Origin of the sequence: Myxococcus dinghuensis, from assembly GCF_024198235.1 — a bacterium.
Taxonomy (GTDB): domain Bacteria; phylum Myxococcota; class Myxococcia; order Myxococcales; family Myxococcaceae; genus Myxococcus; species Myxococcus dinghuensis.
Window position 1 is genome coordinate 44,075 of the sequence record NZ_JAKCFB010000030.1, and the last position, 23,075, is coordinate 67,149.

Here is a 23,075-nt window from a genome sequence, read left to right on the forward strand (position 1 = left end):
CGCGGTTCCAGCGCACTTCCCCCGCAGTCTGGAGCGGAAATTAATCACGCCGCTCCGGGTGGCGACCCTCCCTGCGATTTTTCGTTCACCGGTTCGGCGGCGTCGTCCAACGAGGCCTCCCGGACGGGGTCCTCCGCCTCCTCGTCCGGGTGTCCGTGGAGCCCCGCATGCACCCGCTCCGCGACGGCCGGGCCCACCACCTCCGCCAGCTCCTCGATGCTCGCCTCGCCCACGCGCTTGAGCGAACCGAAGTGCCGCAGCAACGCCTTGCGCCGCACCTCGCCCACGCCCGGGATGTCCTCCAGCGCCGAGCGCACCCGGCTCTTGCGCAGCACCGTCTTCTGGAAGGTGATGGCGAAGCGATGCGCCTCGTCGCGCATGCGCGTGAGCATGAACAGCTCCGCGGAGTTCTGCGCCAGGACGATGGGGTCTTTTCGCCCCACGACGAACACACGCTCGGGGCTGCGCGCGCTCTCCGCGTCCCGGTCGAAGACCTCCAGGTCGCGGCTCTTGGCCAGGCCCACGACGTCCACCGTGGAAACCCCCAGGTCCTTCATGGCCGCCTGCGCGCTGGCGAGCTGGCCCTTGCCACCGTCGATGACGAGCAGGTCCGGCAGGTCGTGCTCCTCCAGCCCGCGCTTGAGGCGCCGCGTCACGACCTCGTACATGCTGGCGAAGTCGTCCTGCTTCTCCAGCGTCTTGATCTTGTACTTCCGGTAACGGGACTTGTCCGCGTCGCCGTCCGTGACGGCCACCTGTGACGCGACGATGGCGGACCCCTGGAAGTGGGAGATGTCGAAGCACTCCATCCTGCGTGGAAAGTTGCGCAATCCCAGTCGCTGTTGGAGGCGGGAGAGGACCTGGTCCGTCTCGTCCTTGGTGCGGCGGCGTTCGATGAAGGCCTGCTCGGCGTTCTTGGCGCCCATGAGCACCAGGTCGTGCTTCTCGCCGCGCTTGGGGATGAGCACGCGCACGCGCTCGCCCTTGCGTTCGGACAGGAGGGACTCCAGGCCCTGGATGCCGTCCTCGGGCTCCAGCGGGAGGAGGACCTCCTCGGGCACGAAGCTGCCCTGGTCGTAGTAGAGGTTCACGAAGGACGCGAGCAGCTCCCCGTCCGGGAACTCCTGGCTGCCGAAGGGGAAGGCCTGGCCTCCGTTGATGCGGCCCTGACGGACCCACAACACGTAGAACAGGATGCGGTCCGCCTCGCGGTGGAAGGCGAAGACGTCCTGGTCCTTGAAGTCCGTCGTCGCGACCTTCTGCCGCTCCAGGCTGCGCTCGATGGCCTGGAGCTGGTCGCGCACGCGCGCGGCCTCCTCGAACTTCAGGTCCAGGGAGGCGCGCTTCATGCGCAACCGCAGGCCCTCCACCAGCTCCGACGCCTTGCCCTCCAGGAACATCACCACCTCGTCCACGCTGCGGTGGTAGTCCTCCTCCGGCACGGGGTAGACACACGGCGCCGGACAGCGGCCGATCTGGTACAGCAGGCAGGGCCGCTTGCGGTTGGCCAGCACGTGGTCCGTGCAGGTGCGCAGGCGGAAGTAGCGGTTGATGATGCGCAGGGTCTCCCGGATGGCGCCGGCGCTGGAGTACGGGCCGAAGTAGCGGGCACCGTCGCGCTCGTACTTGCGCACCACCTCCAGGCGCGGGAACGCCTGGGTGCGGTCCAGGCGCAGGGAGATGAACTGCTTGTCGTCCTTGAGCAGGACGTTGAAGCGCGGCTTGTGCTTCTTGATGAGCTCGTTCTCGAGGAGCAGCGCCTCCTTCTCGTTGTGGACGAGCACCGTCTCCAGGTCGCCGAGCATCTCGTCCAGCAGCGACACGAACACGCGCGTGTCGCCCGTGCGCGTGAAGTACGAGCGCACCCGGCTGCGCAGGTTCACCGCCTTGCCGACGTAGATGATCTGCCCCCGGCGGTCCTTCATCAGGTACACGCCGGGTTCGGTGGGCAGGGCGTCGAGCTTCTCCTGGAGCCTGGCGTCCATGGGCCGCGCCTCCTACCGACGACTCCGGGCGCGCGACGAGCGCCCGCCCTTGCCACCCCGGCCGCGCCTGGGAGGCTCCGCGTCCTCCGCCTTGGGGGGCGCCTTGAGCAGCGAGCGCGACGCGGGCTTGAGCCCCAGGTCCATGTCCTTGAGCAGTTGGACGCGGTCGCGGTACTCGGCGGCCTTCTCGAACTGCATCTCCTCCGCCGCCTCGAGCATCTGCTTCGTGTACTCCTCGATGAGGCGTTTGATCTCCTTCGTCTCGAGCGCGTCGTCCTCGCCCTCGGCCGCCATGGGCAGCGCGGCCGCGTCGGACGCGTCGTAGGCGATGTGCTCGGAGAGGTCGGTGATGTTGCTCTTGACGGAGCGCGGGGTGATTCCGTGCGTCTTGTTGTGCTCGCGCTGGATCTCCCGGCGGCGCGTCGTCTCCTCCAGGGCCTTCTTCATCGAATCGGTGACGTGGTCCGCGTACATGATGACGCGGCCGTTCAGGTTTCGAGCGGCGCGGCCGATGGTCTGGATGAGCGACACGTGGCTGCGCAGGAAGCCCTCCTTGTCCGCGTCGAGGATGGCCACCAGCGACACCTCGGGGATGTCCAGGCCCTCGCGCAGGAGGTTGATGCCCACCAGCACGTCGAACTCGCCCTTGCGCAGGTCGCGGATGATGGCGGTGCGCTCGATGGCGTCGATGTCCGAGTGCAGGTAGCGCACGCGCACGCCCACGTCCGCGAAGTACTCGGTGAGGTCCTCCGCCATGCGCTTGGTGAGCGTCGTCACCAGGACGCGCTCCCTGCGGCTGACGCGCAGGCGCACCTCCTCGAGCAGGTCGTCCACCTGGTTGCCCACCGGACGCGTCTCCACCTCCGGGTCCGTCAGGCCCGTGGGGCGGATGATCTGCTCCACCACCACGCCCTGGGACTTCTGCAGCTCGTACTCGGACGGCGTCGCGGAGACGAACACGGCCTGGGGCACCAGCTCCTCGAACTCACCGAACTTGAGCGGCCGGTTGTCCAGCGCGCTGGGCATGCGGAAGCCGAAGTTGACCAGCGTCTCCTTGCGGGCGCGGTCACCGCGGTACATGGCGCCGATCTGCGGCACCGTCTGGTGGCTCTCGTCGATGAGGACCAGCAGGTTGCGCGGGAAGTAGTCGATGAGGCACGGCGGCGGCTCACCCGGCGAGCGCCCGGAGAAGTGCCGCGAGTAGTTCTCGATGCCGTTGCAGTAGCCCACCTGTTCGATCATCTCCAGGTCGAACAGGGTGCGCTGCTCCAGCCGTTGCGCCTCCAGCAGCTTGCCCTCGCGCTTGAAGGTCTGGAGCTGGTCGGTCAGCTCGTCGCGGATGGTCTGGAGCGCACGCTTGCGCACGTCCTCGCCCGCCACGTAGTGGCTCGCGGGGAAGATGACGATCTTCTCCAACGTGCCCAGCGTCACGCCGCGCAGCGGGTCGAATTCGGTGATGCGCTCCACCTCGTCGCCGAAGAAGCTGACGCGCACCGCGCGCTCCTCCTCGTAGGCGGGGAACACCTCGACGGTGTCGCCGCGCGCGCGGAACGTCCCGCGGTGGAAGTCCATGTCGTTGCGCTCGTACTGGCCCTCCACCAGCCGGCGCATGAACGCGTCGCGGCCCATGTCCGCGCCCGTGTCCACGCGCACCGCCAGGTCCACGTAGCTGCGGGCCGCGCCCAGGCCGTAGATGCAGGAGACGCTGGCGACGATGACCACGTCGTCGCGGATGCGCAGCGAGTGGGTGGCCGAGTGGCGCATCCGCTCGATGTTGTCGTTGATGGACGAGTCCTTCTCGATGAAGGTGTCCGTCGACGGGACGTAGGCCTCCGGCTGGTAGTAGTCGTAGTAGGAGACGAAGTACTCGACGGCGTTGTTCGGGAAGAGCGACTTGAACTCGCCGTAGAGCTGGGCGGCCAGCGTCTTGTTGTGCGCGATGACCAGGGTGGGCCGCTGCACCTGGGCGATGATGTTCGCCATGGTGAACGTCTTGCCCGACCCCGTGACGCCCAGGAGGGTCTGGTAGCGGTCGCCGCGCTGCACGCCCTCGGTGAGTTCGGCGATGGCCCGGGGCTGGTCGCCCTCGGGCTGATGGTCACTGACGATCTGGAACCCCGGCATGGCCGGAAGATCTAACACCCGCCGCGCCAGAACACTGCACGTTTGTATCCGTCCGTCCGGCGACGGACGGAGCCCCCGGGACTACTTCGAGGCGCCCTCCGAGGGAGGGGGCGTCCGGGGGGCCTTCAGCGCCTCCAGGGCCGCCAGGCGGGCGGCCTCGAACTCGTCCCCCTTGTTCCACCGGGGCAGCTCCGGGTTGCGCGCCACGTGGGCCCCCAAGAGGAAGAACAGGCGCACGTCCTCCACGGCACCGGACCAGTCCCAGTCCGGGCGCAGCTCGTCGGAGGGCTGGTGGTAGTGCTTCGCCTCCCACGTCTCGCGCTGCTGGCGGCCCCACCCCTCCGGCCGCCCCACGAAGTCCATCCCGCTGCCGAAGTAGGCGGCGGGGATGCCCCGCCGGGCGAAGTTGAACTGGTCGGAGCGGTAGAAGAAGCCGCGGTCCGACAGTTGATCCGCCTTCACCACCCGGCCCTGCGTCTTGGCCAGCGCGGTGATGACGCCGTCGAGGTCGGACTTGCCCAGGCCGATGACGGTGATGTCGCGCGTGCGCCCGTGGATGTTGGCGCCGTCGATGTTGACGTTCGCGGCGATGCGCCCCGCGGGGACGGGCGGGTGCTCCGCGAGGTACTGCGAGCCCAACAGCCCCTGCTCCTCCGCGGCCACCGCGGCGAAGAGGATGGAGCGCCGGGGCGGCTGGGGCAGCGCGCGGAAGGACTTCGCCACCGCGAGCATCGCGGAGACGCCGGCCGCGTTGTCGAGCGCGCCGTTGTAGACGAGGTCCTCGCCCGGCGCGCCCTCCTCCTTGCGGCCCAGGTGGTCGTGGTGCGCGCTGTAGAGCACCACCTCGCTGCCCAGCTTCGGGTCGGAGCCGGGCAGCATGGCCAGCACGTTGGCGGTGGGCCGGCGGCGCACCTCGTTGGCGAAGCGCGTGGACACCGTCACGCCGAGCGGCACCGGCTGGAAGTCCCGCGACTGCGCGGCGGCGCGCAGGGACTCCAGGTCCCGCCCCGCCATCTGCAGCACGCGGCGCGTGGCGGACTCCGTCATCCACGCCTTCACCTGGAGCCGGGGGCCGGACGCGGCGGGCAGTTCGAACTGCTCCCCCGTCCACGACGACTGCACCACCTGCCACGGGTAGCCCGCGCTGGCCGGGGTGTGGAGGATGATGGCGCCGGCCGCGCCCATCTTCGCGGCCTGCTCGTACTTGTAATCCCACCGGCCGTACCAGAGCCGCGTGCGCCCCGCGAAGAGGGCCGGGTCATCCTCCGGGTCGCTGTTGAGGATGAGCAGCGTCTTGCCGCGCACGTCCATCCCCTTGAAGTCGTCCCACGCGTACTCGGGCGCCTGGATGCCGTAGCCCACGAAGACGATTTCGGACGCGTCCAGCTTCGCCTCCGCCTCCTGCACGCCGGACACCGCGATGAAGTCCTCGTGGAACTTCAGGTCCTCCACGCCGCCCGGAGCCCGGACGGACAACGTCCGCGGGTGCCCGGTGACGCCCACCAGGTCGAACGGCTGGAAGTACGTCCCATCCACGCCCGCGGGCTTCAGGCCCAGCGACTCGAACTGCGAGGCGATATAGGCCTGTCCCAGCGCGTCCCCACGCGTGCCGGGGCCACGGCCCTCCAGCAGGTCGTGCGCGAGGAAGCGCACGTGCGCGCGGAGCACGTCCGGTTCGATGTGGGCGGAGGCGGCCTTCTCCGCCGACGTGACGAGCGGCACCCGCTGCGCGAGCGCGGGCACCGGGGACAGGGCGAGGAGCAGTGGCAGCAGGCGCTTCATGGTGACCCGAGCCCTAACACGAGGGCCCGGGTCCATGCAGCCCTACGCCGAGGGCGCGGACGCCACCTTCCACGACGTCCCGGTGGGCGTATCCATGATTTCCACGCCCTTCTCCTTCAGCGTCGCGCGGACGCGGTCCGCGGCGGCGAAGTCCTTCGCGGCGCGCGCGGCGGTCCGCTCGCCCAGCAGCCGGTCCACCTCCGCCACGTCGATGCCCCGCTCACGCACGGCGCGCTCACGGCGGCGCAGGAGCCACGCGCCGGACGCGTCCTCGAAGAGGCCGAGCACGCCGGACACCTTGCGCACGTCGTCGCGCAGCGCCTGGAGCGTGCGCCCCACGAGCGCCTTGTCCTTCACCGGCGGCTTGTCGGCCAGTTCGTTCATCAGGCCGAACAGGCCGGAGAGCGCGCCCAGGCCTCCCGCCGAGTTGAAGTCGTCGTCCATCGCCGCCTCGAACTCCGCGAGGAAGCGGTGCGGGTCGCCGTGCAGCGGCCCCTGGCCGAAGTCCTTGCCGGCCACGCGCTCGTCCACCTTGCGCAGCGTCTCGTAGAAGTACTCCATGCGCGTCTCGGCGTCCGCGAGCGCCTTGTCGGAGAAGCTGAGCGGGTGGCGGTAGTGCGTGGACAGGAAGAAGAAGCGCAGGGCCTCCGGGTCCACCTTCTCCAGCGCGTCGCGCAGGCGCACCACGTTGCCCAGCGACTTGGACATCTTCGCGCCTTCCAGGTCCAGGAAGCCGCAGTGCATCCAGTACTTGGCGAACTGCTGGTCGTGCGCGGACTCGCTCTGGGCGATCTCGTTCTCGTGGTGGGGGAAGATGAGGTCGAGCGCGCCGCCGTGGATGTCGAACGTCTCGCCCAGGTACTTCTCGCTCATCGCGGAGCACTCGATGTGCCAGCCCGGACGGCCCGGCCCCCAGGGGCTCTCCCACGAGGGCTCCCCCGGCTTGGCGGCCTTCCACAGCGCGAAGTCCAGCGGCTCGTGCTTCTGCTCGCCGGGCTGCACGCGCTCGCCCACGCACAGGTCGTCGAGGTTGCGCTTGGACAGCTTCGCGTAGTCCTTGTCCGCGCTGACGGAGAAGTACACGTCGCCCTGGGACGGGTACGCGAAGCCCTTGTCCACCAGCTTCTGGATGATGGCGATGATTTCCGGGATGTGGTCGCTCACCTTCGGGGCCACGTCCGGCTCCACGAGGTGCAGCGCCGTGACGTCCTCGCGGAAGCGGTCCACGAAGCGCTGCGCCAGCGCCACCGGGGCCTCGCCCGTCTCGTTGGCCGCCTTGATGATCTTGTCATCCACGTCCGTGAAGTTGCGGACGTAGCGCACCGTGTAGCCCCGGTAGCGCAGGTAGCGGACCACCACGTCGAACGACGTGAAGGTGCGAGCATTCCCGATATGAATGTAACTGTAGACCGTGGGCCCACAGACATAGACTCCCACACACCCCGGGACGGCAGGCTCCAGCAGTTCCTTCTGCATGGACATGGTGTTGAAGAGCCGGATGGGTGGGGGGGTCACTTGCGCCATTCCTCCTGGGTTCCTTCGGGTGAGTGTGGCCATCACTCTAGGGTCGCGGTCCTGGATCAGGCCAGCTTTCACGGGCCCCGTGGGCTGGATGGCCTGGGGCCGTTAGAATCCCCGCCCTGGACAACTTCGGACGCCTGGGGCCTGAGAACCTTCCAGCCGGTCCCCAATCAGCGAGAATGGCCTCATGGCTCCACCGAACCCGAAGCGCCCGCCCCGCCCTCCCCGTCCCCCGGGCACGCCGGCGCCGAAGGATTCGGACGTGGAGCTCCCGTTCGACGACGACGAGGTGGCGCCGCTCCAGGCGGACGACCCGCGCCCCCAGCGCGTGCCGCAGTTCCCGGCGGGCTCGCGCAAGAAGTCCCGCCAGGGCAGCGGGCGGGGGCGGGACCGGGACCGGGAGCTGTCCCCGAAGTTCGAGTGGGGCCGGGAGTATTCGAATCCAGGACATCCCCCGGCCTTCGTGTACGTGGAGCGGGGACCGGGCGCCGGCCAGCTCGTGCCGGTGCAGCAGGGCCCGCTGGTGCTGGGGCGCTCCTCGTCGTCGGACCTGCGGCTGCAACACCCGTCCATCAGCCGGCGGCATGCGCAGCTCACCCGCCAGGGCGATGACTTCTTCCTGAAGGACCTGGGCAGCCAGAACGGCACGTTCATCAACCGCGTCCGCGTCACCGCCGAGGTGCAGGTGATGCCCGGTGACGAGATTTCGCTCGGCAACGCGGTGCTGCGCCTGCGCGGGCCCGGCACCCCGTCCGCCACCAACATCCCCGCGCCCGCCCCCGCCGCCGTCCTCGAGCCCGCGCCCCGCCGCCCGCGGATGAACCGGCTGACGGTCGCGCTCGTCGCCGCGGGGCTGGGGTCGACCGCCGCCGCCCTGTTCACCGTGCTCGTGGTGGGGCTCGCCTCGAACGACAACGGCTCCGGCGCGCAGGCGCGCGAGGAGGCCTTCGCCCCCGTGGAGCAGAACGGCGCGCCCCTGCTCGTCGACGCGCCCCCCAGCCGAGGCCCCGGGGGCGCCAGGAGCGCCCCCGCGACGACGGAGGAGCCCGCTGGTGTCGTGACGTCCCCGGGCGTGCGGGACACGGCGACGGAGAACCGCCCCCCGCGCACCGCCACCCCGAAGGGCTCCGACACGAACGAGGTCGCGAGCGGTTCGCCCGCCACGAGGGAGCCCGCCCCCGGAAGCAGGAGCCGGGTGGCCCCCGTCGGCATGAGCGCGCGGGACATCGCGTCCGGCCGGGTCGGGCCCCCGCCCTCGGGCGCGCCCGACATGCCCCCGTCCTCCAACCCCACCACGCCCTCCCTGAACGCGGCGGACATCGCGGCGGGGCGAGGCGGCACGGGGACGGGCGTTTCGCGCGGCGCCCCCACGATGAGCGCGGCGGACATCGCGGCGGGTCGCGGCGTCGCCAGCGGCGGTCGCACCAGCACGCCTTCCCTGAACGCGGCGGACATCGCCTCGGGCGCCACCGGGTCGAAGACCCAGTCCCCCCCCGTCAGCCGGCCCGTCGAGTCCTCCACGGGGGCCCGCGACGTCGCCATGGGCGGCACGCGCGCCGAACCCAATCTCGCGTCGAAGCCCGTCGCCGCCCCCATGCAGACGGCGGAGGTCCGCCCCGCGGTCGAGCCCGGAACCGAGGCGGACGTCTTGCGCCGCTACGAGACGGGCGACGTGACGGGAGCGGTGGAGATGGCGCGCGTCTCGAAGCTCCCCGCCCTGCAGGCGCAGTTGCAGCGCGTCGAAGCCTCCCAGTCGGAGGCGCGCAAGGCGGTCGCCAAGGGGGACCTGCCGCGCGCCATCGCCCAGCTCACCACCGCCGTCGCCGTGGACCAGGAGCTGTCCCATGGCTGGGGCACCCAGGGTCCCCGGCTCCGAAAGCAGCTCGGAGACCTGCACGTGCAGGTGGGCGTCGAGGCGATGAAGACGGGGGATCGCGACGCGGCTCGCACCGCGTTCAACCAGGCGCTCCAACACGACTCGGGCAACCTGAAGGCCCGTGAAGGCCTCAGGCGGCTCTCCGCCGGATCAGCCCCTTGAAGAGCAGCACCCCGTTCAGGGCGATGAAGGCGAGCAGGCCGAGCGCCACCAGCACCAGGCCCCAGTCCTCCGCGGGGCGCTCTCCCTCCACGAGCAGCCACAGACGTCCGGCCCTGGGCTGCACCTCCCCCATGCCGCGGAGCATCGCCAGCGCCTCCCGGTAACGCGGCGCCTCCTCCTCCGACAGGAGTCGCCCCCGTATGGCGAAGGGGGTGGCGTCCGGAGGGGGCGGCGGCCGTCCCGGAACCCAGTCCTCGCCGGGCAGCGCGCGGCGCCGCACGACGAACGGCGACTCACGCAGCCCCACGAGCACGAACAGGCCCGAGGAATCCCGCTCATAGGCACCTCGCGACGTGGGCAGGCCGTGCACCTGCGCGTAGCGATTGGAGGCGAGCGCCTCGAGGCGGTAGTCCCCTTCCGCGCCCAGCGTCAGCGGATCACCGGACGAGAAGAAGTACGCGACGTCCCGCCGCACCATGCCCAGCAGGACGAGGGCCACGGCGATGGCCAGGGTCGCCGCCAGGGGCCGCACCCCCACACGGCGGCGCGCCAACCGGGACTCCAGCTCTGCGATGCGCCGCTCGCGCTCCTCACGCGCGGACTCGAGGGAGACAGGCTCGTTCATGAAGGGGCTTGGAAAGACGATGCCCCGAGTCCCCTCGAAGGGAACCCGGGGCACGGGAGTCTCGGGCGAGGCCCGCGATGCTCAGGCGAGGTTGAAGATCTTCTTCAGGTCCGACTCGATCTCTTCCTCGGAGCAGTCCTTCGCCAGCGACAACTCCTTGATCAGCAGGGAGCGCGCGGTGTCGAGCATCTTCCGCTCGCCGAAGGACAGGTCCTTGTCGCCCTTGAGGAGGTACAGGTCGCGAAGCACCTCGGCGATCTCGAAGACGGAGCCCGTCTTGATCTTCTCCATGTACTCCCGGTAGCGCCGGTTCCAGGTCGTGGAGTCGACCGAGATGTCCTTCTCCTTGAGGATGGAATAGACCTGCTTGACGTCCTCCTCGCTGATGATCTCCCGGAGGCCGACCGACCCGACCTTGTTGATCGGGATCATGATCCGCATCCCGTTCTCCAGGATGCGCAGCACGTAGAACGACTGGCGCTGCCCGGCCACCTCGGTGTGCTCGATACCCATCACCTCACCGACGCCCTGGCCTGGATAAACCGCCTTGTCACCAGTCTTGAAGCTGGTCTGCACTAACTGCCTCCTTGAAAGACGCTCCCGGCCTTCCAAACAAACGCCGGGCACAACTACCACAAACCACATGCGCGGGCAACGATAACGCCTTGACCACCCAGGACGCGCCCGACTACGTTGTCGGTTTTCGTACGCGGTATCGCGGAGTGTGCGAGCCGGCGTGACGGACGGTGTTGGGTGGGGTGGGCGTGGATCGTTACGCGTGGCGCGACCTGGGGACGCGTCCCCTTTTCTTTCCCTCGTTGAGCTTGCTGCTGGGCGCTCTCTGGCTTCCAGGAACGAGCAGCTCCACTTCGCTATTTCTGGTCTGCGGGGTTTTCCTGGGAGTGGCCGGCTTGGCGCTCGCCCGCCTGCCTGGTGCGCATCTGGCGGTGCTCGCGGCGCTGGGTCTGGCTGGTGCGGGGTTGGCGGCCTGGGAGGCGCGGGTGGAGGTGCCCCCGGAGCTGGCCGCTGGTGGTGACGTGGTGATCGAGGGTGACGTCGAGCGGGTGGATCCGTTCGACGACGTGGTGCGGATCCGCCTGGCGGTGGCGAGCGCGGGCCCGGATGCACGGACGCAGCGGCCGGTGCGCTTCCGGGCGACCCTCTCGCTGCGGGGTGGAGGAGCCCCGCCCCTGCCCGGGCAGCGCGTGCGGGCCACGACGCGGCTGGCGCCGGACGTGCCCGCGGCCAATCCCGGCGAGAAGGACTTCACGCCCGCGCGACGACGCCAGGGCATCGTCTTCAACGGCAGCGTGAGTGCGGGCAAGGCCCTGGTCCTTTTGCCCGCACCGACGTGGCGGCGCGTGCTCGAGGCGATGCGCGAGCGGCTGGCGGTGGCGGTGCGCGCCGTGGCGCCGACACCCGACGCCGCGGCGCTGTTCCTCACGCTGGCCGCGGGGCAGCGCGCGGCGCTGGACGCGAGCTGGGAGGAGGCCTTCTCTCGCTCGGGGCTCGCGCACGTGCTGAGCGTCAGCGGCCTGCACGTCGCGGCGCTGGCGCTGATGACCCTCGCCCTGCTGCGGCGCCTCCTGGTCCGCGCGGGCGCGCGGTGGCGGCAGTGGGATGCCCGGCGGGTGGCGGCTCCGGCGGCGGTGCCCTTCGTCTGGGCCTACGTCCTGTTCACCGGCAACCAGCCACCGGCGGTGCGCTCGGCGGTGATGGCGACGGTGGTGCTGCTGGGGCTGTGCCTGTGGCGACGCGCGGACGGGTTGAACAGCCTCGCCACCGCGGCGGTGGCGATGGTGGCGTGGGCGCCCTCCAGCGTGGAGGACCTGTCGTTGCGGCTGTCGTTCCTCGCGGTGTTGGGGCTCGTGCTGCTGGTGCCGCCGATGCGCGCCGCCCTTCCGCTCCCTCCTCCCGACCCGAGCGAGCCCCGGCGCTGGGTGCGCGTGCTCGCGCAGGCGCGAGAGACGGTGGCCCAGACGCTCTGCGCGAGCGCGGCGGCCACGCTGTCCGGGCTGCCCATCGCGGCGGCGGCCTTCGGGCGGGTGAGCCTCGCGGGCCTCCTCTCCAACGTCGTCGCCCTGCCACTGTGCGGCCTGCTCACCGGACTGGCCGCGGGAGGCGCCGCGCTGTTCGTGGTGTCGCCCTGGTTGGCCACCCCGGTGCTGTGGGCGGGGGCCTGGGCTTCGCGGGTGTTGCTGTGGCTGACCGAGTTCTTCGCCGCCGCGCCGCTGGCGTCCGTGGAGGTCACGCCGCTGGGTGGCTGGGCGGCGCCGTACGCGGTGGGACTGCTGACGTGGGCGCTCGGAACGGGGCGGTGGCGCTGGGCGGGCGCGCTCGTCCCCCTCGCGCTCGTCGGCGCCACGCTCACGCCCTGGCTGCGGCCGGAGCCCGGGCTGCGCGTGACGTTCCTGTCCGTGGGCCAGGGCGACGCGGTGGTGTTGAGCTCGCGTGGCCATCACGCGCTGGTGGATGGGGGCGGCGCGCCCGGAGGCACGGACACCGGGGCCCGCTACGTCGTCCCCTTCCTGCGGCACCAGGGCGCCTCCCGGCTGGACCTCGCGGTGTTGTCACATCCGCATCCGGACCATGCGCTGGGCCTCGTCTCGACGCTGGCCCAGGTGCCCACCGAGCGGCTGTGGCTGCCCGCGGGCGACGAGGGAGGTCCGCTGTCCCGGCAGGTCGTCGCCGCCGCGCGCGACGCACACGTGGAGGAGGTCGAGGACGGCCACCCTCCCCTCGCGCTGGGCGAGGCGACGTTGGAGGTGCTCGGTCCACCGGGGCTGCCCGAGCGCGAGCTGCTCGAGGGCGTGAACGACCGGAGCATCGTGCTGCGCGTGCGCCACGGAGACGTCACGCTGCTGCTCCCCGGGGACGTGGAGGCGGACGCGGAGGCGGAGCTGGCTCCCAGGCTCGGGGCGGTGACGGTGATGAAGGCCCCACACCACGGCTCGCGCACGTCGTCCACGCCGGCCCTGCTGGAGGAGACGCGCCCCCGGCACGTCATCTTCTGCGTGGGACGGCGCAACCGCTTCGGCTTCCCCCACCCGGAGGTGGAGGCCCGCTACCGGGCCCAGGGCAGCGAGTGTTGGAGAACGGACGTGGACGGGGCCGTCACCGTCGAGAGTGACGGGCGGGATGTCCGGCTGGTTCCCCACCTGGCGCGCGAGCCTCCACCCGAGGTCCCCCGGGTTGCGGCGGACGCGGAGCGGTCCCAGGTTCGTGCCGATGATTCCCGAGGACATCGACCTGCGTCAGCTCACGGCGGACCTGAAGGACGCCCTCGGCCCTGGTGAGCCGGTGGGCTACTTGCGTGGCAAGTCCGTGATGCGCGACCTGCTCGTGGACATGAAGGGCTTCTCCCAGCAGGAGGCGGAGGAGCTCATCGACACGATGGAGCTCCAGGGCTTCTTGCGCTTCCTGGGTGACCCCACCGAGCGCTCCGTGGCGGACGCGCAGTGGGACATCACGCCGCACGCCTGAGCGCGGCGGACGCGGCGCGGCTCACTCGAACGTCAGCCAGCCGAAGCGCGGCAGCGCGTGGAAGTCGCCGACGAAGAGCGGCGAGAACGACTGCCCCTCGACGTTGCGCCGGTCGAGGTGCTCCAGGCGGTACAGGTTGAAGCGCCACCGGTCTCCCGGGCGCGGCGGGATGTGCGGCACCTCGGCGAGCTTCGCGAAGGGGATGCGCATCTCCGCGGACCAGCCCTCGTCCTTGTCGGACGGGTCGTCCAGCGTGCCGCGGACCTTCACCGCCGTCGTCATCCCCGAGTCCCACGACAGGTCCATGCCCTGCCGACGCGCGGGGAAGTAGGCGTCGAAGATGACGTTGTGCGGAGACACCTGGAGCTCGTTGTAGGTGCGCCCGTCCGCGTTCGCGTCGAGGAAGACCTCCACCACCTCCTGCTCGTAGATGGGGTCGTCGCGCTTGCGCAGCGTGCCCCAGATGTCCGGGTCCTCGCTGTCGAAGGCGACGTAGAGGAACTCGTCGTCGCGGACGATGCGCGCCTCGGTGCGCAGCCGGGGCTCGCGACCGTCGAAGCTGCCGCGCAGCACCACCGGCGTCGCGGACTTCCACGCCGCGTCGTCGAGGGCCCCATCGATGGTGGGCGCCTTGTCGACCCGGTGGACGACGTACTCGGGCAGCTCCGGCGCGGCGCCTCCCAGACGGGGCCCCTGCATGCGATGGCTGCCGTCGTGCGCGTTCGGGTCATCCACCGGGAGCCGGTCGTCCCCCCGCCAGAAGCCGAGCACCACGCGGGCGGGCACGCTCGGCATGGGCACGGAGTGCACATCCTCGATGACCTTGCCCACCGGCCAGGTCGCCAGCGGCGCCGCGCCGTCCTGCACCTCGTGGTCGGCGTTGACGAGCATGCCCCCGGAGGCGGCATCCACCACGTGGACGAAGAACCCGAAGCCCTGCGGCGGCGTGCTCCTCGCCTGGAAGTAGTGCGCCAGCCGGACCTGGGTGCCGGGCGCGGCCTGGGCCGGCGTCACCTTCGACCCCAGATACACCACGGAGCCGCCCGCGAACGTCGCGCCGCTGCGGAAGGTGAGGTCCGTCGGCGCGGCGTCCAGCATCCGGGCCTGCGCGGGCGCGGGAACGCTGGAGACCCGGGGCTTGGGCCCCGCCTGTTCGTCTCGACACGAGACGGCGAGGCAGGAGAGCGTCAGCAGCGGAACGAGGACGGTGGCGGAGGTGCGCATCGAGGCCGGGCATCCTAGCGGGCTTCCTCGGGATTGGGCCATGCGCGGCATCCCGCCCCCGGCCATCCCTCCGTCCGCCCGCGCCCTCGCCGGGGGTGCCGACGACGCCGGAGCGCGCCAATCCCGAGAGAAGCAGCAGCCACCGGCACAACCCCCGCTACCAAGTCCCTTAAGCCGAGTTTCCAGCGCCCGCTCGTAAGCCCGACGTGCCGCGCAAAGCCACGTTACGAACCCACCATGCGCCCCTTCCTGACGGCGACGTGGCGGTACCTCGCGATGCTGAACTACGAGGTGGATCCAGAGGTGCTCAAGCCCCTGGTGCCCCGAGGCACCGAGCTCGACACCTGGCAGGGCAAGACGTTCGCCAGCATGGTGGGCTTCCGCTTCCTCGACACGAAGGTGAAGGGGCTCGTCGTCCCGTTCCACCAGAACTTCGACGAGGTGAACCTCCGCTACTACGTGCGCTTCCGCGGGCCGGAGGGCTGGCGGCGCGGCGTCGCCTTCGTGCGCGAGCTGGTCCCCCGCCGGGCCATCGCCACCGTGGCGCGGGTCGTCTACAACGAGCCGTACCTCGCGCTGCCCATGCGCCACAGCGTGCGGATGGACGACGCGGAGAAGGGCGCACCCGGACAGGTGGAGTACGCGTGGAAGTTCGGAGGGCGGTGGCATTCCCTGTCGGCGCGCACGCGCGGCGCCCCCGCCTCGAGCACGGAGGGCTCCCAGGAAGAGTTCATCACCGAGCACTACTGGGGCTACACGCCGCAGCGGGACGGCGGCTGCGCGGAGTACCGCGTGGAGCATCCCCGCTGGTCCGTCTGGCAGGTGGACGACATCGGCTTCGACTGCGACGTCGCGGGCCTCTACGGGGAGCGGTTCGCGCCGTTCCTCCGGGGGACGCCCGCCTCCGCGTTCGTCGCGGACGGCTCCACCGTCTCCGTGTACCCCGGCACGCGGCTCGTCCTCGACGGGCGCGCCCCCACCACACCGGACGTGTCTTCCGCGGCCTGAGGTTCCGTCCCGGGTAGGACGGCCGTCCCACGACCCGGATGGTCCGCTCGCGACCTGGGACACTCCGCCGGCATAACCGCGCGAAATGCGGTGTCCCACCGCGGGTCCGGGGGTTGCTCGCACGCGGGGGCATGCGCTTCGAATTCGAGCACCTCGGGACCACCACCCCCTTCGAGCTCTCCGAGGGTCACCATCAACTGGGCGGCGGCCCCGACGACCACGTCCGACTGGAGGCCCTGCCCCCGGGCCTGCTGAGCCTCCGCATCGAATCCCAGCGGCTGATGGTGGAGGCGACACGGACCTTCGCCGTCGACGGCGTGCTGGTGCCCCAGGGCGTGGCGAGGCTCGTCCTGCCCGGTGAAGTCCTCGGCCTCCCTGACGACATGTGCCTGCGGGTGCTGGCGGAGACGACGGAGGAGCGCACCCAGGGCACCCTGGCCATCCTCAAGGGCCTGCTCACGGGGCTGGAGGATTCCGCGCCATCCCGCGCGGCCACCCTCACCTGCCTCACCGGGCTGGACGTGGGGCGCGTCCATGCCCTCGCCGACGCGCGCACGCAACTGGGCCGCGGCAGCGAGGCGACGCTCCGACTCAGGGACCGGGCCGTCTCCCGCAATCACGCCTGCATCGTGCAGGACAGCGCCCGCTTCCTCCTGGAGGACCTGGGTAGCCCCAACGGCGTGTACCTCAACGGCCAGCGCCTCCAGGAGCCCACGGCCCTCTCGGACGGAGACGTCATCGAGTTGGGGAGGACCCTGCTTCGCTTCCAGGCGGCCCTCGAGGAGCCTCCACCGCCGCCACCCACGCCCGACGGAGGTGTCCTCCCGCCTCCCGACGGGGAGGTCAGCCCCGCCGAGCCCGCCGCTTCCGAACAGGAACCGTCATCGACGGCCCCCCGCGCGGACGCCGTCTCCACGCCGGCGGAGGCGCCTCGGACGAGGTTGGAGTGGTGGCTGCTGGGCCTGGGGGTCGCGGCGGCGCTGGTGGGCCTGCTCGTCACCTACGCGTTGGCGACGGCCTAGGAGGGAGTCCGGGCGGCGCGCCTCGGCGAGCACGAGGCGCCCATCGGTCAAAGGCTCGCGGCGAGGCGCGTTCCCTGATCGATGGCGCGCTTGGCATCGAGTTCGGCGGCGACGTCCGCGCCGCCGATGGCATGCACCTTCACGCCCGCCGCGACGAGCGGTTCGAACAACTCGCGCGCAGGCTCCTGCCCCGCGCAGATGACGACGGTGTCGACGGCGAGGACTCGCGGCACACCTGCGACACGGACGTGAAGGCCCTCGTCGTCAATCCGGGTGTACTCCACCGCGTTCAGCATCTCGACGCCCCGCCGCTGGAGCGTGGCCCGGTGAATCCAACCAGTCGTCTTGCCGAGCCCCTCACCGACCTTGGAGGCCTTGCGCTGCAGCAACGTCACCCTCCGTTCAGGGGGCTGCGTGGTCGCCGTCACGCCCTCGATACCTCCGCGGGCCTCGAGCTTCGGATCGATCCCCCAGGCTCGCCAGAACGCCTCGCTCGACAGGCTCGTGCTCGGCCCGGCGTGGGAGAGGAGCTCGGCGACGTCGAAGCCGATGCCGCCCGCGCCGATGATGGCGACGTGGGCACCAATCGGACGCGTCCCGAGAATGGCGTCGACGTAGCCCACGACCATCGGGTGGTCGATGCCGGGAATGTCCGGCCGGCGCGGCGCGACACCTGTCGCGATGATGACTTCGTCGAACCCACCGTGTTTCACCTCGTCGAGCGTCGCGCGTGAGCCCAACCGCAACGCGACCCCCGTCGCGGCGAGCCTCCGTTCGAAGTACCGCAGCGTCTCGGCGAACTCCTCCTTGCCAGGGATGCGCCTGGCGAGGTTGAACTGGCCGCCGATCTCCGAGGCCGCCTCGTAGAGCGTCACGCGGTGACCTCGCTCGGCGAGCGTCGTCGCTGCCGCGAGCCCCGCGGGCCCCGCGCCGATGACGGCCACCCGCTTCACGGTCGTCGCGGGCTCGATGCGCAGCTCCGTCTCGTGGCATGCGCGAGGGTTGACGAGGCAGCTCGTGATCTGGAGCTGGAACGTGTGGTCGAGGCAGGCCTGGTTGCAGCCGATGCACGTGTTGATCTGATCGGCCCGTCCATCGCGGGCCTTCTGGACGAAGTCCGCGTCCGCCAGGAAGGGGCGCGCCATCGACACCAGGTCCGCGTCGCCCTCGGAGAGGATGCGCTCGGCGAGTTCGGGGGTGTTGATGCGGTTGGTGGCCACCAGCGGAATCGTCACCGCGCCGCGCAGCTTCGCCGTGACCTTGCTGAACGCGCCACGGGGAACCCTCGTGGCGATCGTCGGGATTCGCGCTTCGTGCCAGCCGATGCCGGTGTTGAGAATGTTCGCGCCGGCCGCCTCGATGGCCTTCGCCAGCGTCACGATCTCGTCCCAGGTGCTCCCTCCCTCGACGAGGTCGAGCATCGACAGTCGATAGATGATGATGAAGTCACGCCCCACCGCCTCGCGAATCCGACGCACCACCTCGACGGCGAGCCGCATGCGGTTCTCGTAGGGACCGCCCCAGCGGTCGCTGCGTTGGTTGACGCGCGCGACGAGGAACTGGTTGATGAAGTACCCCTCCGAGCCCATCACCTCGACGCCGTCGTAACCCGCGCGCTGCGCCAGCTTCGCGCACCGCGCGAAGTCGGCGATCTGCTTCTCGATGCCTTCCTCGTCGAGGGCGCGGGGCGTGAAGGGGTTGATGGGCGCCTTCACCGCGCTCGCGGAGACAGACTCCGGGTTGTACGCGTAGCGACCCGCGTGGAGGATCTGCATGCAGATCTTCCCGCCCGCCTCGTGCACGGCCCGTGTGACGACCGTGTGCTCCTCGGCCTCGGCCTCGGTCGTGAGCTTCGCCGCGCCCAGCGCGACGGCGCCTTCTTCGTTCGGCCCGACGCCGCCCGTGACGATGAGGCCCACGCCGCCACGCGCTCTCTCGGCGAAGAAGGCCGCCAGTCGCGCGAAGCCACCGGGCGCCTCCTCGAGCCCGGTATGCATGGACCCCATGAGCGTGCGGGTTCGGAGCGTCGTGAAGCCGAGGTCGAGGGGCGCGAGGAGATGGGGATACGGCGCGTTCATCAGGAGGCTCCCAGGGTCAGGGCCGACGGTGGGTGCAGCAGTTGGATCTCCGAGGCCGCGCACTCGGCCCAGGCGGCGTAGACAGGCGCGCCTGGATGGAAACCATCGGACGCCATGGCACTCCGAGCGTCGAGGCCGGGCGTGCCCGACGCGAAAGGCGAATCGAGCAGCGTGCAGTCCCGGCGCCCCTCGGAGAACGCCGCGAGGGCGGCGTTGTAGACGGCGGCGCGTCGCCCCACGAACCCACGCAGTGGCTCCGGCAGCGCCGGGAACTCCTGGAATGGCGGCAGGGGCGAGAGCACCGTATGGGCGATGCCGAAGCGCGTCCCCAGCACATCCACCAGCCGATGGAGCGCGCGGATCCACCGCTCGATGGGGATGCGCTGCGTGAGGTCGTTCGCTCCCGCGGCCACCACCGCCACGTCGAATGCGCTCGGGTTGCTCTGTTCGACCAGCTCGACGATCTCCGCCGTCGTGAGCCCGCTCCTGGCCACGAGGCGCCAGCCCACGGTGCGCCGTTGCCCGAGGCGCGAGACGAGCTGCCCGGTGAGCGCGTCAGCCTGCGTGCCCACGCCGACGCCCGCGGCCGAGGAGTCGCCCACGACGAGCAACCGCAAGGGCGCCCCCTCGCCGAAGAGCCCCTCGCGAGGGCCCTCCGGTTCGGGGAGGCGGGGGGTCGTCCTTCGTACGCGCAGGCTCTGCATCCAGTACAGCGGCAGGAGCGTGGCGTCGGCAATCCACTGGAGGTGGGTCATCACGATCTCCCCGTCACGAGGCGCACCCGTCCCCTGGACCGGTGCGCAGCCCTGTCACTTCGCCTTCTGTGCTTCGAGATATGGGGCGAGCCGCTGGGCCATCTGCTCGCCCAGCGCCTGGAGGCCGCTCATCGGGCGCACCATCACCTCGAAGTCGACGATCTTCCCCTGCTCGTCGAAGCGGATGAAGTCGATCCCCTTGAGCTGCCGCTTGCCGACGTGGGCGCTGAACTCGAGCACGACGCTCGTCCCGTCCGCCGTCACCAGTTGTCGGTGGTACGCGAAGTCCTCGAAGACCGTCAGCACCGTGTTCAGGATCACCGAGACCACCGGCGGCGAGGGATACGGGTGGTAGGCCATGGGGGAGCGGAAGACGACCTCTGGCGCGAGGAGCTCTGACACCGCGCCGAGGTCCTTGTGCTCCACCATGTCGTGCCATCGGCGGAGGGTGAGTGCGGCCTGGGGAGGGAGCTTCAGTTCGGACATGGGCGTGCTCCTGTCGGTGGGTCATTTCGCCGGACGTCGAAGCCGTGGCGTCACGGGCTCTCTCTCAACGCGCGCCGCAGCACCTTGCCGACGTTGCTCTTCGGCAGCGCAGCGCGGAACACGATCTCCTTGGGTCGCTTGTAGCCCGTGAGGTGCTCTCTCAGGTACGCGAGCAGCTCTTCAGCCGTGAGCGATTCATCCCGCTTGACGACGAAGAGCCTGGGAGCCTCCCCTGACTTCTCGTCCCGCACGCCGATCGCACCGGCCTCGGCGACCTTCGGGTGGCGCATGGCCACGTCCTCCAGCTCGCTGGGGTACACGTTGAAGCCCGAGACGACGATGATCTCCTTCTTGCGATCGACGATCTGGATGTACCCGTCGGCGTCGACCCTCGCGATGTCTCCGGTCAGCAGCCACCCCTCCGGGGTGATGACCTTCGCGGTCTCCGCGGGCTGCTTCCAGTAGCCCTGCATCACCTGCGGGCCGCGGACCGCCAGCTCACCGGATTCGCCGGCGGGGACCGGCTTCAGCGCGTCGTCGAGGATCCGCACCTCGGTGCCCGGGAGCGGGACGCCGATGGTGCCGACACGCGGAGGCAGATGCGGAGGATTGACGGAGACGACCGGTGACGCCTCCGTGAGGCCGTAGCCCTCGAGGATGTCCTTGCCCGTCACCTCGCGCCAACGTCGAGCGACGCTCGTGCGGAGCGCCATGCCGCCGGCGACGGTGACCTTCAGGTCGCGCAGGTCGAGGGCCCTGAACTCCGGATGCTCGAGCAGCGCCCCGGCCAGGGTGCTGACCACGGTCAACGCCGCCGGGCGCGTCGCCGCGAGCGTCTTGATGAAACCGGAGACGTCGCGTGGGTCCGTGACGAGGACGTTGTGGACTCCGAAGCGGAAGAAGCCGAGGCAATTCACGGTCAACGAGAACACGTGATAGAGCGGCAGCGCGGCGATCGCGGTCGCGTGGCCATCTCCCAGCACCGAGCGGATGAGCCCCATGAACTGCGCCTGGTTCGCGAGCAGGTTGCCGTGCGTGAGGGTCGCCGCCTTGGTGCCGCCCGTCGTGCCGCCGGTGTACTGGAGGAACGCGACGTCTCGAGGACTCAACGCGGGGGGCTTGAACCCCTGGGCGCCGCCACGAGCCAGGGCGCGGCGGAAGTCGATCGCCGCCGGCAGGGTGTAGCGGGGGACGAGCTTCTTCACCTTCGCCGTCACGAAGTCGACGAGCTGCCGCTTTCCGAACGGGAGGAGGTCCCCGACGTGGGTCACGACCACATGCGAGACGGTCGAGCCCTCGAGTGCCCGCTCGACCTTGTCGGCGAAGTTGGCGAGGACGACGAGCGCGCGCGGCTCCGCGTCGGCGAGGACCTTCTTCATCTCGTCGACCGTGTAGAGCGGGTTCATGTTCACGACGACGAGCCCCGCCTTGAGCGCGCCGAACATCGCCACCGGGTACTGCAACAGGTTCGGCATCTGGATGACGATGCGGTCGCCCTTCTCCAGCCCCAGGTGCTGCAGGAAACTCGCGAACCGGGTCGAGAGCGTGTCGACCTCGCGGAACGAGAGCGCCGTCCCCAGGTTGGAGAACGCGGCTCGCGCACCGAAGCGGGCAGCCGCGGAGGTGACCATCTCCGCGAGCGATGCCTCCGCGACGGCCTCGACCGCGCCCGTCACGCCCGGGGGATAGAACCTGACCCAAGGCCTCGCGTCACCCGCAGCCTCGCTCGCCGGGCCGCCCACGAGGTTGTCGTCCGACTGGGACATGCCTTCGACTCCAAATGTTGACACGAGCAACATATGGCCCGATGTTTCTCTTGTCAATATCGTGCACCGGTGTGAAGTTGCCGGGATGACTCGCCGGCCCCAGAAGAAGCCGTACCACCACGGCGACCTGAGGCGAGTGCTCGTCGAGACCGCGGAGACGATGCTGCGCGAGGACGGGCGGTTTCAGTTCACGCTGCGCGAGGTCGCCAGGCGCGCGGAGGTCAGCCACGCGGCCCCCTACAATCACTTTCCGGACAAGAGCGCCCTGCTGGCCGAGCTCGGAATGGTCGGCTTCGACCGGCTCCGCGAGGCGCTCGTCGCATCGCGCCCGAAGAAGGTCCCCACGCTGCGCGAAGAGTTCGTCGAGATGTCTCGCGCCTACGTCTCCTTCGGCGTCGAGAACCCAGCACTCTATCGGCTGATGTTCAGTCCCGACGTGGGCAGCGACGTCCACCTCAGCGAGCGCGCGGTCAGCGCCTTCAGGGTGCTGGTGGAGCTCCTCGAGCGCGGACAACAGGACGGCGTCGTGAGGAAGGGCGCGGCGCGCACGCTGTCCGCCGCGTGCTGGGCCCAGGTCCACGGCATCACGATGCTGACGATCGACGGCCTCTTCATGCCCGAGACGGTCGGGGCCGGGGCTCTCGAGACAGCGCTGGCGGTGTTGTTCGAGGGCCTCGAGCGCTGACGGCTCGACCGTCGTCGCGGGGGCCGCGAACGCGCCGCTAGCCCCCCGTCAGCGGTCCCAGTCCGGCCCGTTCGATGAGGATCCGCGCGAGGCGCTGGTGGTGGCGGAAGAAGCTGGTGAAGTGGACGAAGCCCCACTTGCCCCGGATGGCGTACACGGTGACGGGGCCAGGCAGCACGTCCACGTTGCGGATGTCCGCGAAGGAGAAGCGCCGCGTGCGCACCATGCCCCGGTAGGTGATGCCCCGGGCGTCCACGACGATGAGGGTGCGCGCGTAGTACGCGAGCGACACCGCGAAGAAGAGGACGAAGAAGCCCGCCGACAGGAACGTCTTGAGGGGTACCCCTTCGAACTTGAAGAGGTAAAGGAGCACCGCTACCCACAAGAGGCCCGCCACCGCCATCGCGGCCGCCAGCCCCTGGCGGGGGCGGAAGACCTGCCGTCCGTCCACATCCGCGTCGCGCCCGGTCATGCCTCCAAATTAATGCCTGGG

The 23,075-nt window shown here is 70.4% G+C and carries 18 protein-coding genes; 6 read left to right on the forward strand and 12 right to left on the reverse strand.

The window, feature by feature from the left end; genetic code table 11:
- Positions 1-44 precede the first annotated feature (44 nt).
- The 4 genes from uvrC to cysS all read right to left on the reverse strand — a co-directional run bounded on the left by uvrC (position 45) and on the right by cysS (position 7,415).
- Positions 45-1,985, reverse strand: coding sequence for an excinuclease ABC subunit UvrC (gene uvrC / locus LZ198_RS30345; RefSeq protein WP_253975597.1), 1,941 nt, complete (start codon positions 1,983-1,985; stop codon positions 45-47).
- A gap of 12 nt (positions 1,986-1,997) precedes the next feature.
- Positions 1,998-4,109 carry an excinuclease ABC subunit UvrB gene (uvrB, locus tag LZ198_RS30350; RefSeq protein ID WP_253975598.1) on the reverse strand — a complete coding sequence of 704 codons (2,112 nt, stop codon included), beginning with the start codon at positions 4,107-4,109 and terminating at the stop codon, positions 1,998-2,000.
- 81 nt (positions 4,110-4,190) lie between these two features.
- Complete coding sequence (locus LZ198_RS30355; RefSeq protein ID WP_253975599.1) at positions 4,191-5,891, reverse strand: M28 family peptidase; 1,701 nt, start codon at positions 5,889-5,891, stop codon at positions 4,191-4,193.
- A gap of 42 nt (positions 5,892-5,933) precedes the next feature.
- Positions 5,934-7,415, reverse strand: coding sequence for a cysteine--tRNA ligase (gene cysS, locus LZ198_RS30360; protein ID WP_253975600.1), 1,482 nt, complete (start codon positions 7,413-7,415; stop codon positions 5,934-5,936).
- A gap of 259 nt (positions 7,416-7,674) precedes the next feature.
- Between cysS and LZ198_RS30365 the strand changes: the two genes are divergently transcribed.
- Entirely contained in the window at positions 7,675-9,450 is a 1,776-nt protein-coding gene (locus tag LZ198_RS30365) for an FHA domain-containing protein (protein WP_253975601.1), read from the forward strand.
- On the opposite strand, the gene LZ198_RS30370 is transcribed toward LZ198_RS30365, so the two are convergent.
- Positions 9,419-10,075 carry a hypothetical protein gene (locus LZ198_RS30370; protein ID WP_253975602.1) on the reverse strand — a complete coding sequence of 219 codons (657 nt, stop codon included), beginning with the start codon at positions 10,073-10,075 and terminating at the stop codon, positions 9,419-9,421. The genes LZ198_RS30365 and LZ198_RS30370 overlap by 32 nt on opposite strands.
- Before the next feature lie 81 nt (positions 10,076-10,156).
- Positions 10,157-10,651 (reverse strand): CarD family transcriptional regulator, encoded by a 495-nt coding sequence (locus LZ198_RS30375; protein WP_013939202.1) that lies wholly within the window; start codon positions 10,649-10,651, stop codon positions 10,157-10,159.
- Between the two features lie 188 nt (positions 10,652-10,839).
- On the opposite strand from LZ198_RS30375, the gene LZ198_RS30380 reads away from it, so the two are divergent.
- Positions 10,840-13,371, forward strand: coding sequence for a DNA internalization-related competence protein ComEC/Rec2 (locus tag LZ198_RS30380; RefSeq protein ID WP_253975603.1), 2,532 nt, complete (start codon positions 10,840-10,842; stop codon positions 13,369-13,371).
- Complete coding sequence (locus LZ198_RS30385; protein WP_253975604.1) at positions 13,304-13,558, forward strand: hypothetical protein; 255 nt, start codon at positions 13,304-13,306, stop codon at positions 13,556-13,558. Before LZ198_RS30380 ends, LZ198_RS30385 begins: the two co-directional genes overlap by 68 nt.
- Before the next feature lie 21 nt (positions 13,559-13,579).
- Here LZ198_RS30385 and LZ198_RS30390 read toward each other — a convergent pair whose 3' ends face one another.
- Positions 13,580-14,782, reverse strand: a complete 1,203-nt coding sequence (locus tag LZ198_RS30390) for a carbohydrate-binding family 9-like protein (protein WP_253975605.1) — start codon at positions 14,780-14,782, stop codon at positions 13,580-13,582.
- A 237-nt stretch (positions 14,783-15,019) separates the two neighbouring features.
- On the opposite strand from LZ198_RS30390, the gene LZ198_RS30395 reads away from it, so the two are divergent.
- Entirely contained in the window at positions 15,020-15,790 is a 771-nt protein-coding gene (locus LZ198_RS30395) for a YqjF family protein (protein WP_253975606.1), read from the forward strand.
- Positions 15,791-15,921: 131 nt separating this feature from the next.
- Positions 15,922-16,812 carry an FHA domain-containing protein gene (locus LZ198_RS30400; RefSeq protein ID WP_253975607.1) on the forward strand — a complete coding sequence of 297 codons (891 nt, stop codon included), beginning with the start codon at positions 15,922-15,924 and terminating at the stop codon, positions 16,810-16,812.
- A 47-nt stretch (positions 16,813-16,859) separates the two neighbouring features.
- On the opposite strand, the gene LZ198_RS30405 is transcribed toward LZ198_RS30400, so the two are convergent.
- The 4 genes from LZ198_RS30405 to LZ198_RS30420 are packed head-to-tail and all read right to left on the reverse strand — an operon-like array spanning position 16,860 to position 21,897.
- Positions 16,860-18,890 carry an NADPH-dependent 2,4-dienoyl-CoA reductase gene (locus LZ198_RS30405; RefSeq protein ID WP_253975608.1) on the reverse strand — a complete coding sequence of 677 codons (2,031 nt, stop codon included), beginning with the start codon at positions 18,888-18,890 and terminating at the stop codon, positions 16,860-16,862.
- Positions 18,890-19,645, reverse strand: coding sequence for an SGNH/GDSL hydrolase family protein (locus LZ198_RS30410; protein WP_253975609.1), 756 nt, complete (start codon positions 19,643-19,645; stop codon positions 18,890-18,892). Before LZ198_RS30410 ends, LZ198_RS30405 begins: the two co-directional genes overlap by 1 nt.
- 54 nt (positions 19,646-19,699) lie before the next feature.
- Positions 19,700-20,131, reverse strand: a complete 432-nt coding sequence (locus tag LZ198_RS30415; RefSeq protein ID WP_253975610.1) for a nuclear transport factor 2 family protein — start codon at positions 20,129-20,131, stop codon at positions 19,700-19,702.
- A gap of 50 nt (positions 20,132-20,181) precedes the next feature.
- Positions 20,182-21,897 carry an AMP-binding protein gene (locus LZ198_RS30420; RefSeq protein WP_253975611.1) on the reverse strand — a complete coding sequence of 572 codons (1,716 nt, stop codon included), beginning with the start codon at positions 21,895-21,897 and terminating at the stop codon, positions 20,182-20,184.
- A gap of 85 nt (positions 21,898-21,982) precedes the next feature.
- Here LZ198_RS30420 and LZ198_RS30425 point away from each other — a divergent pair, with 85 nt between their 5' ends.
- Positions 21,983-22,582, forward strand: a complete 600-nt coding sequence (locus LZ198_RS30425) for a TetR/AcrR family transcriptional regulator (protein WP_256560047.1) — start codon at positions 21,983-21,985, stop codon at positions 22,580-22,582.
- A 37-nt stretch (positions 22,583-22,619) separates the two neighbouring features.
- On the opposite strand, the gene LZ198_RS30430 is transcribed toward LZ198_RS30425, so the two are convergent.
- Positions 22,620-23,054, reverse strand: coding sequence for a PH domain-containing protein (locus LZ198_RS30430; protein WP_253975613.1), 435 nt, complete (start codon positions 23,052-23,054; stop codon positions 22,620-22,622).
- Positions 23,055-23,075 lie beyond the last annotated feature (21 nt).

What these genes read in the sequence shown, in the direction of transcription:
- LZ198_RS30385 (WP_253975604.1), top strand. Translation starts at nt 13,304, where the DNA reads ATGATTCCCGAGGACATCGACCTGCGTCAGCTCACGGCGGACCTGAAG.
- LZ198_RS30405 (WP_253975608.1), bottom strand. Translation starts at nt 18,890, where the DNA reads ATGAACGCGCCGTATCCCCATCTCCTCGCGCCCCTCGACCTCGGCTTC.
- LZ198_RS30430 (WP_253975613.1), bottom strand. Translation starts at nt 23,054, where the DNA reads ATGACCGGGCGCGACGCGGATGTGGACGGACGGCAGGTCTTCCGCCCC.
- LZ198_RS30355 (WP_253975599.1), bottom strand. Translation starts at nt 5,891, where the DNA reads ATGAAGCGCCTGCTGCCACTGCTCCTCGCCCTGTCCCCGGTGCCCGCG.
- LZ198_RS30370 (WP_253975602.1), bottom strand. Translation starts at nt 10,075, where the DNA reads ATGAACGAGCCTGTCTCCCTCGAGTCCGCGCGTGAGGAGCGCGAGCGG.
- LZ198_RS30415 (WP_253975610.1), bottom strand. Translation starts at nt 20,131, where the DNA reads ATGTCCGAACTGAAGCTCCCTCCCCAGGCCGCACTCACCCTCCGCCGA.
- cysS (WP_253975600.1), bottom strand. Translation starts at nt 7,415, where the DNA reads ATGGCGCAAGTGACCCCCCCACCCATCCGGCTCTTCAACACCATGTCC.
- LZ198_RS30425 (WP_256560047.1), top strand. Translation starts at nt 21,983, where the DNA reads ATGACTCGCCGGCCCCAGAAGAAGCCGTACCACCACGGCGACCTGAGG.
- LZ198_RS30420 (WP_253975611.1), bottom strand. Translation starts at nt 21,897, where the DNA reads ATGTCCCAGTCGGACGACAACCTCGTGGGCGGCCCGGCGAGCGAGGCT.
- LZ198_RS30390 (WP_253975605.1), bottom strand. Translation starts at nt 14,782, where the DNA reads ATGCGCACCTCCGCCACCGTCCTCGTTCCGCTGCTGACGCTCTCCTGC.
- LZ198_RS30400 (WP_253975607.1), top strand. Translation starts at nt 15,922, where the DNA reads ATGCGCTTCGAATTCGAGCACCTCGGGACCACCACCCCCTTCGAGCTC.
- uvrC (WP_253975597.1), bottom strand. Translation starts at nt 1,985, where the DNA reads ATGGACGCCAGGCTCCAGGAGAAGCTCGACGCCCTGCCCACCGAACCC.
- LZ198_RS30410 (WP_253975609.1), bottom strand. Translation starts at nt 19,645, where the DNA reads ATGACCCACCTCCAGTGGATTGCCGACGCCACGCTCCTGCCGCTGTAC.
- LZ198_RS30395 (WP_253975606.1), top strand. Translation starts at nt 15,020, where the DNA reads ATGCGCCCCTTCCTGACGGCGACGTGGCGGTACCTCGCGATGCTGAAC.
- uvrB (WP_253975598.1), bottom strand. Translation starts at nt 4,109, where the DNA reads ATGCCGGGGTTCCAGATCGTCAGTGACCATCAGCCCGAGGGCGACCAG.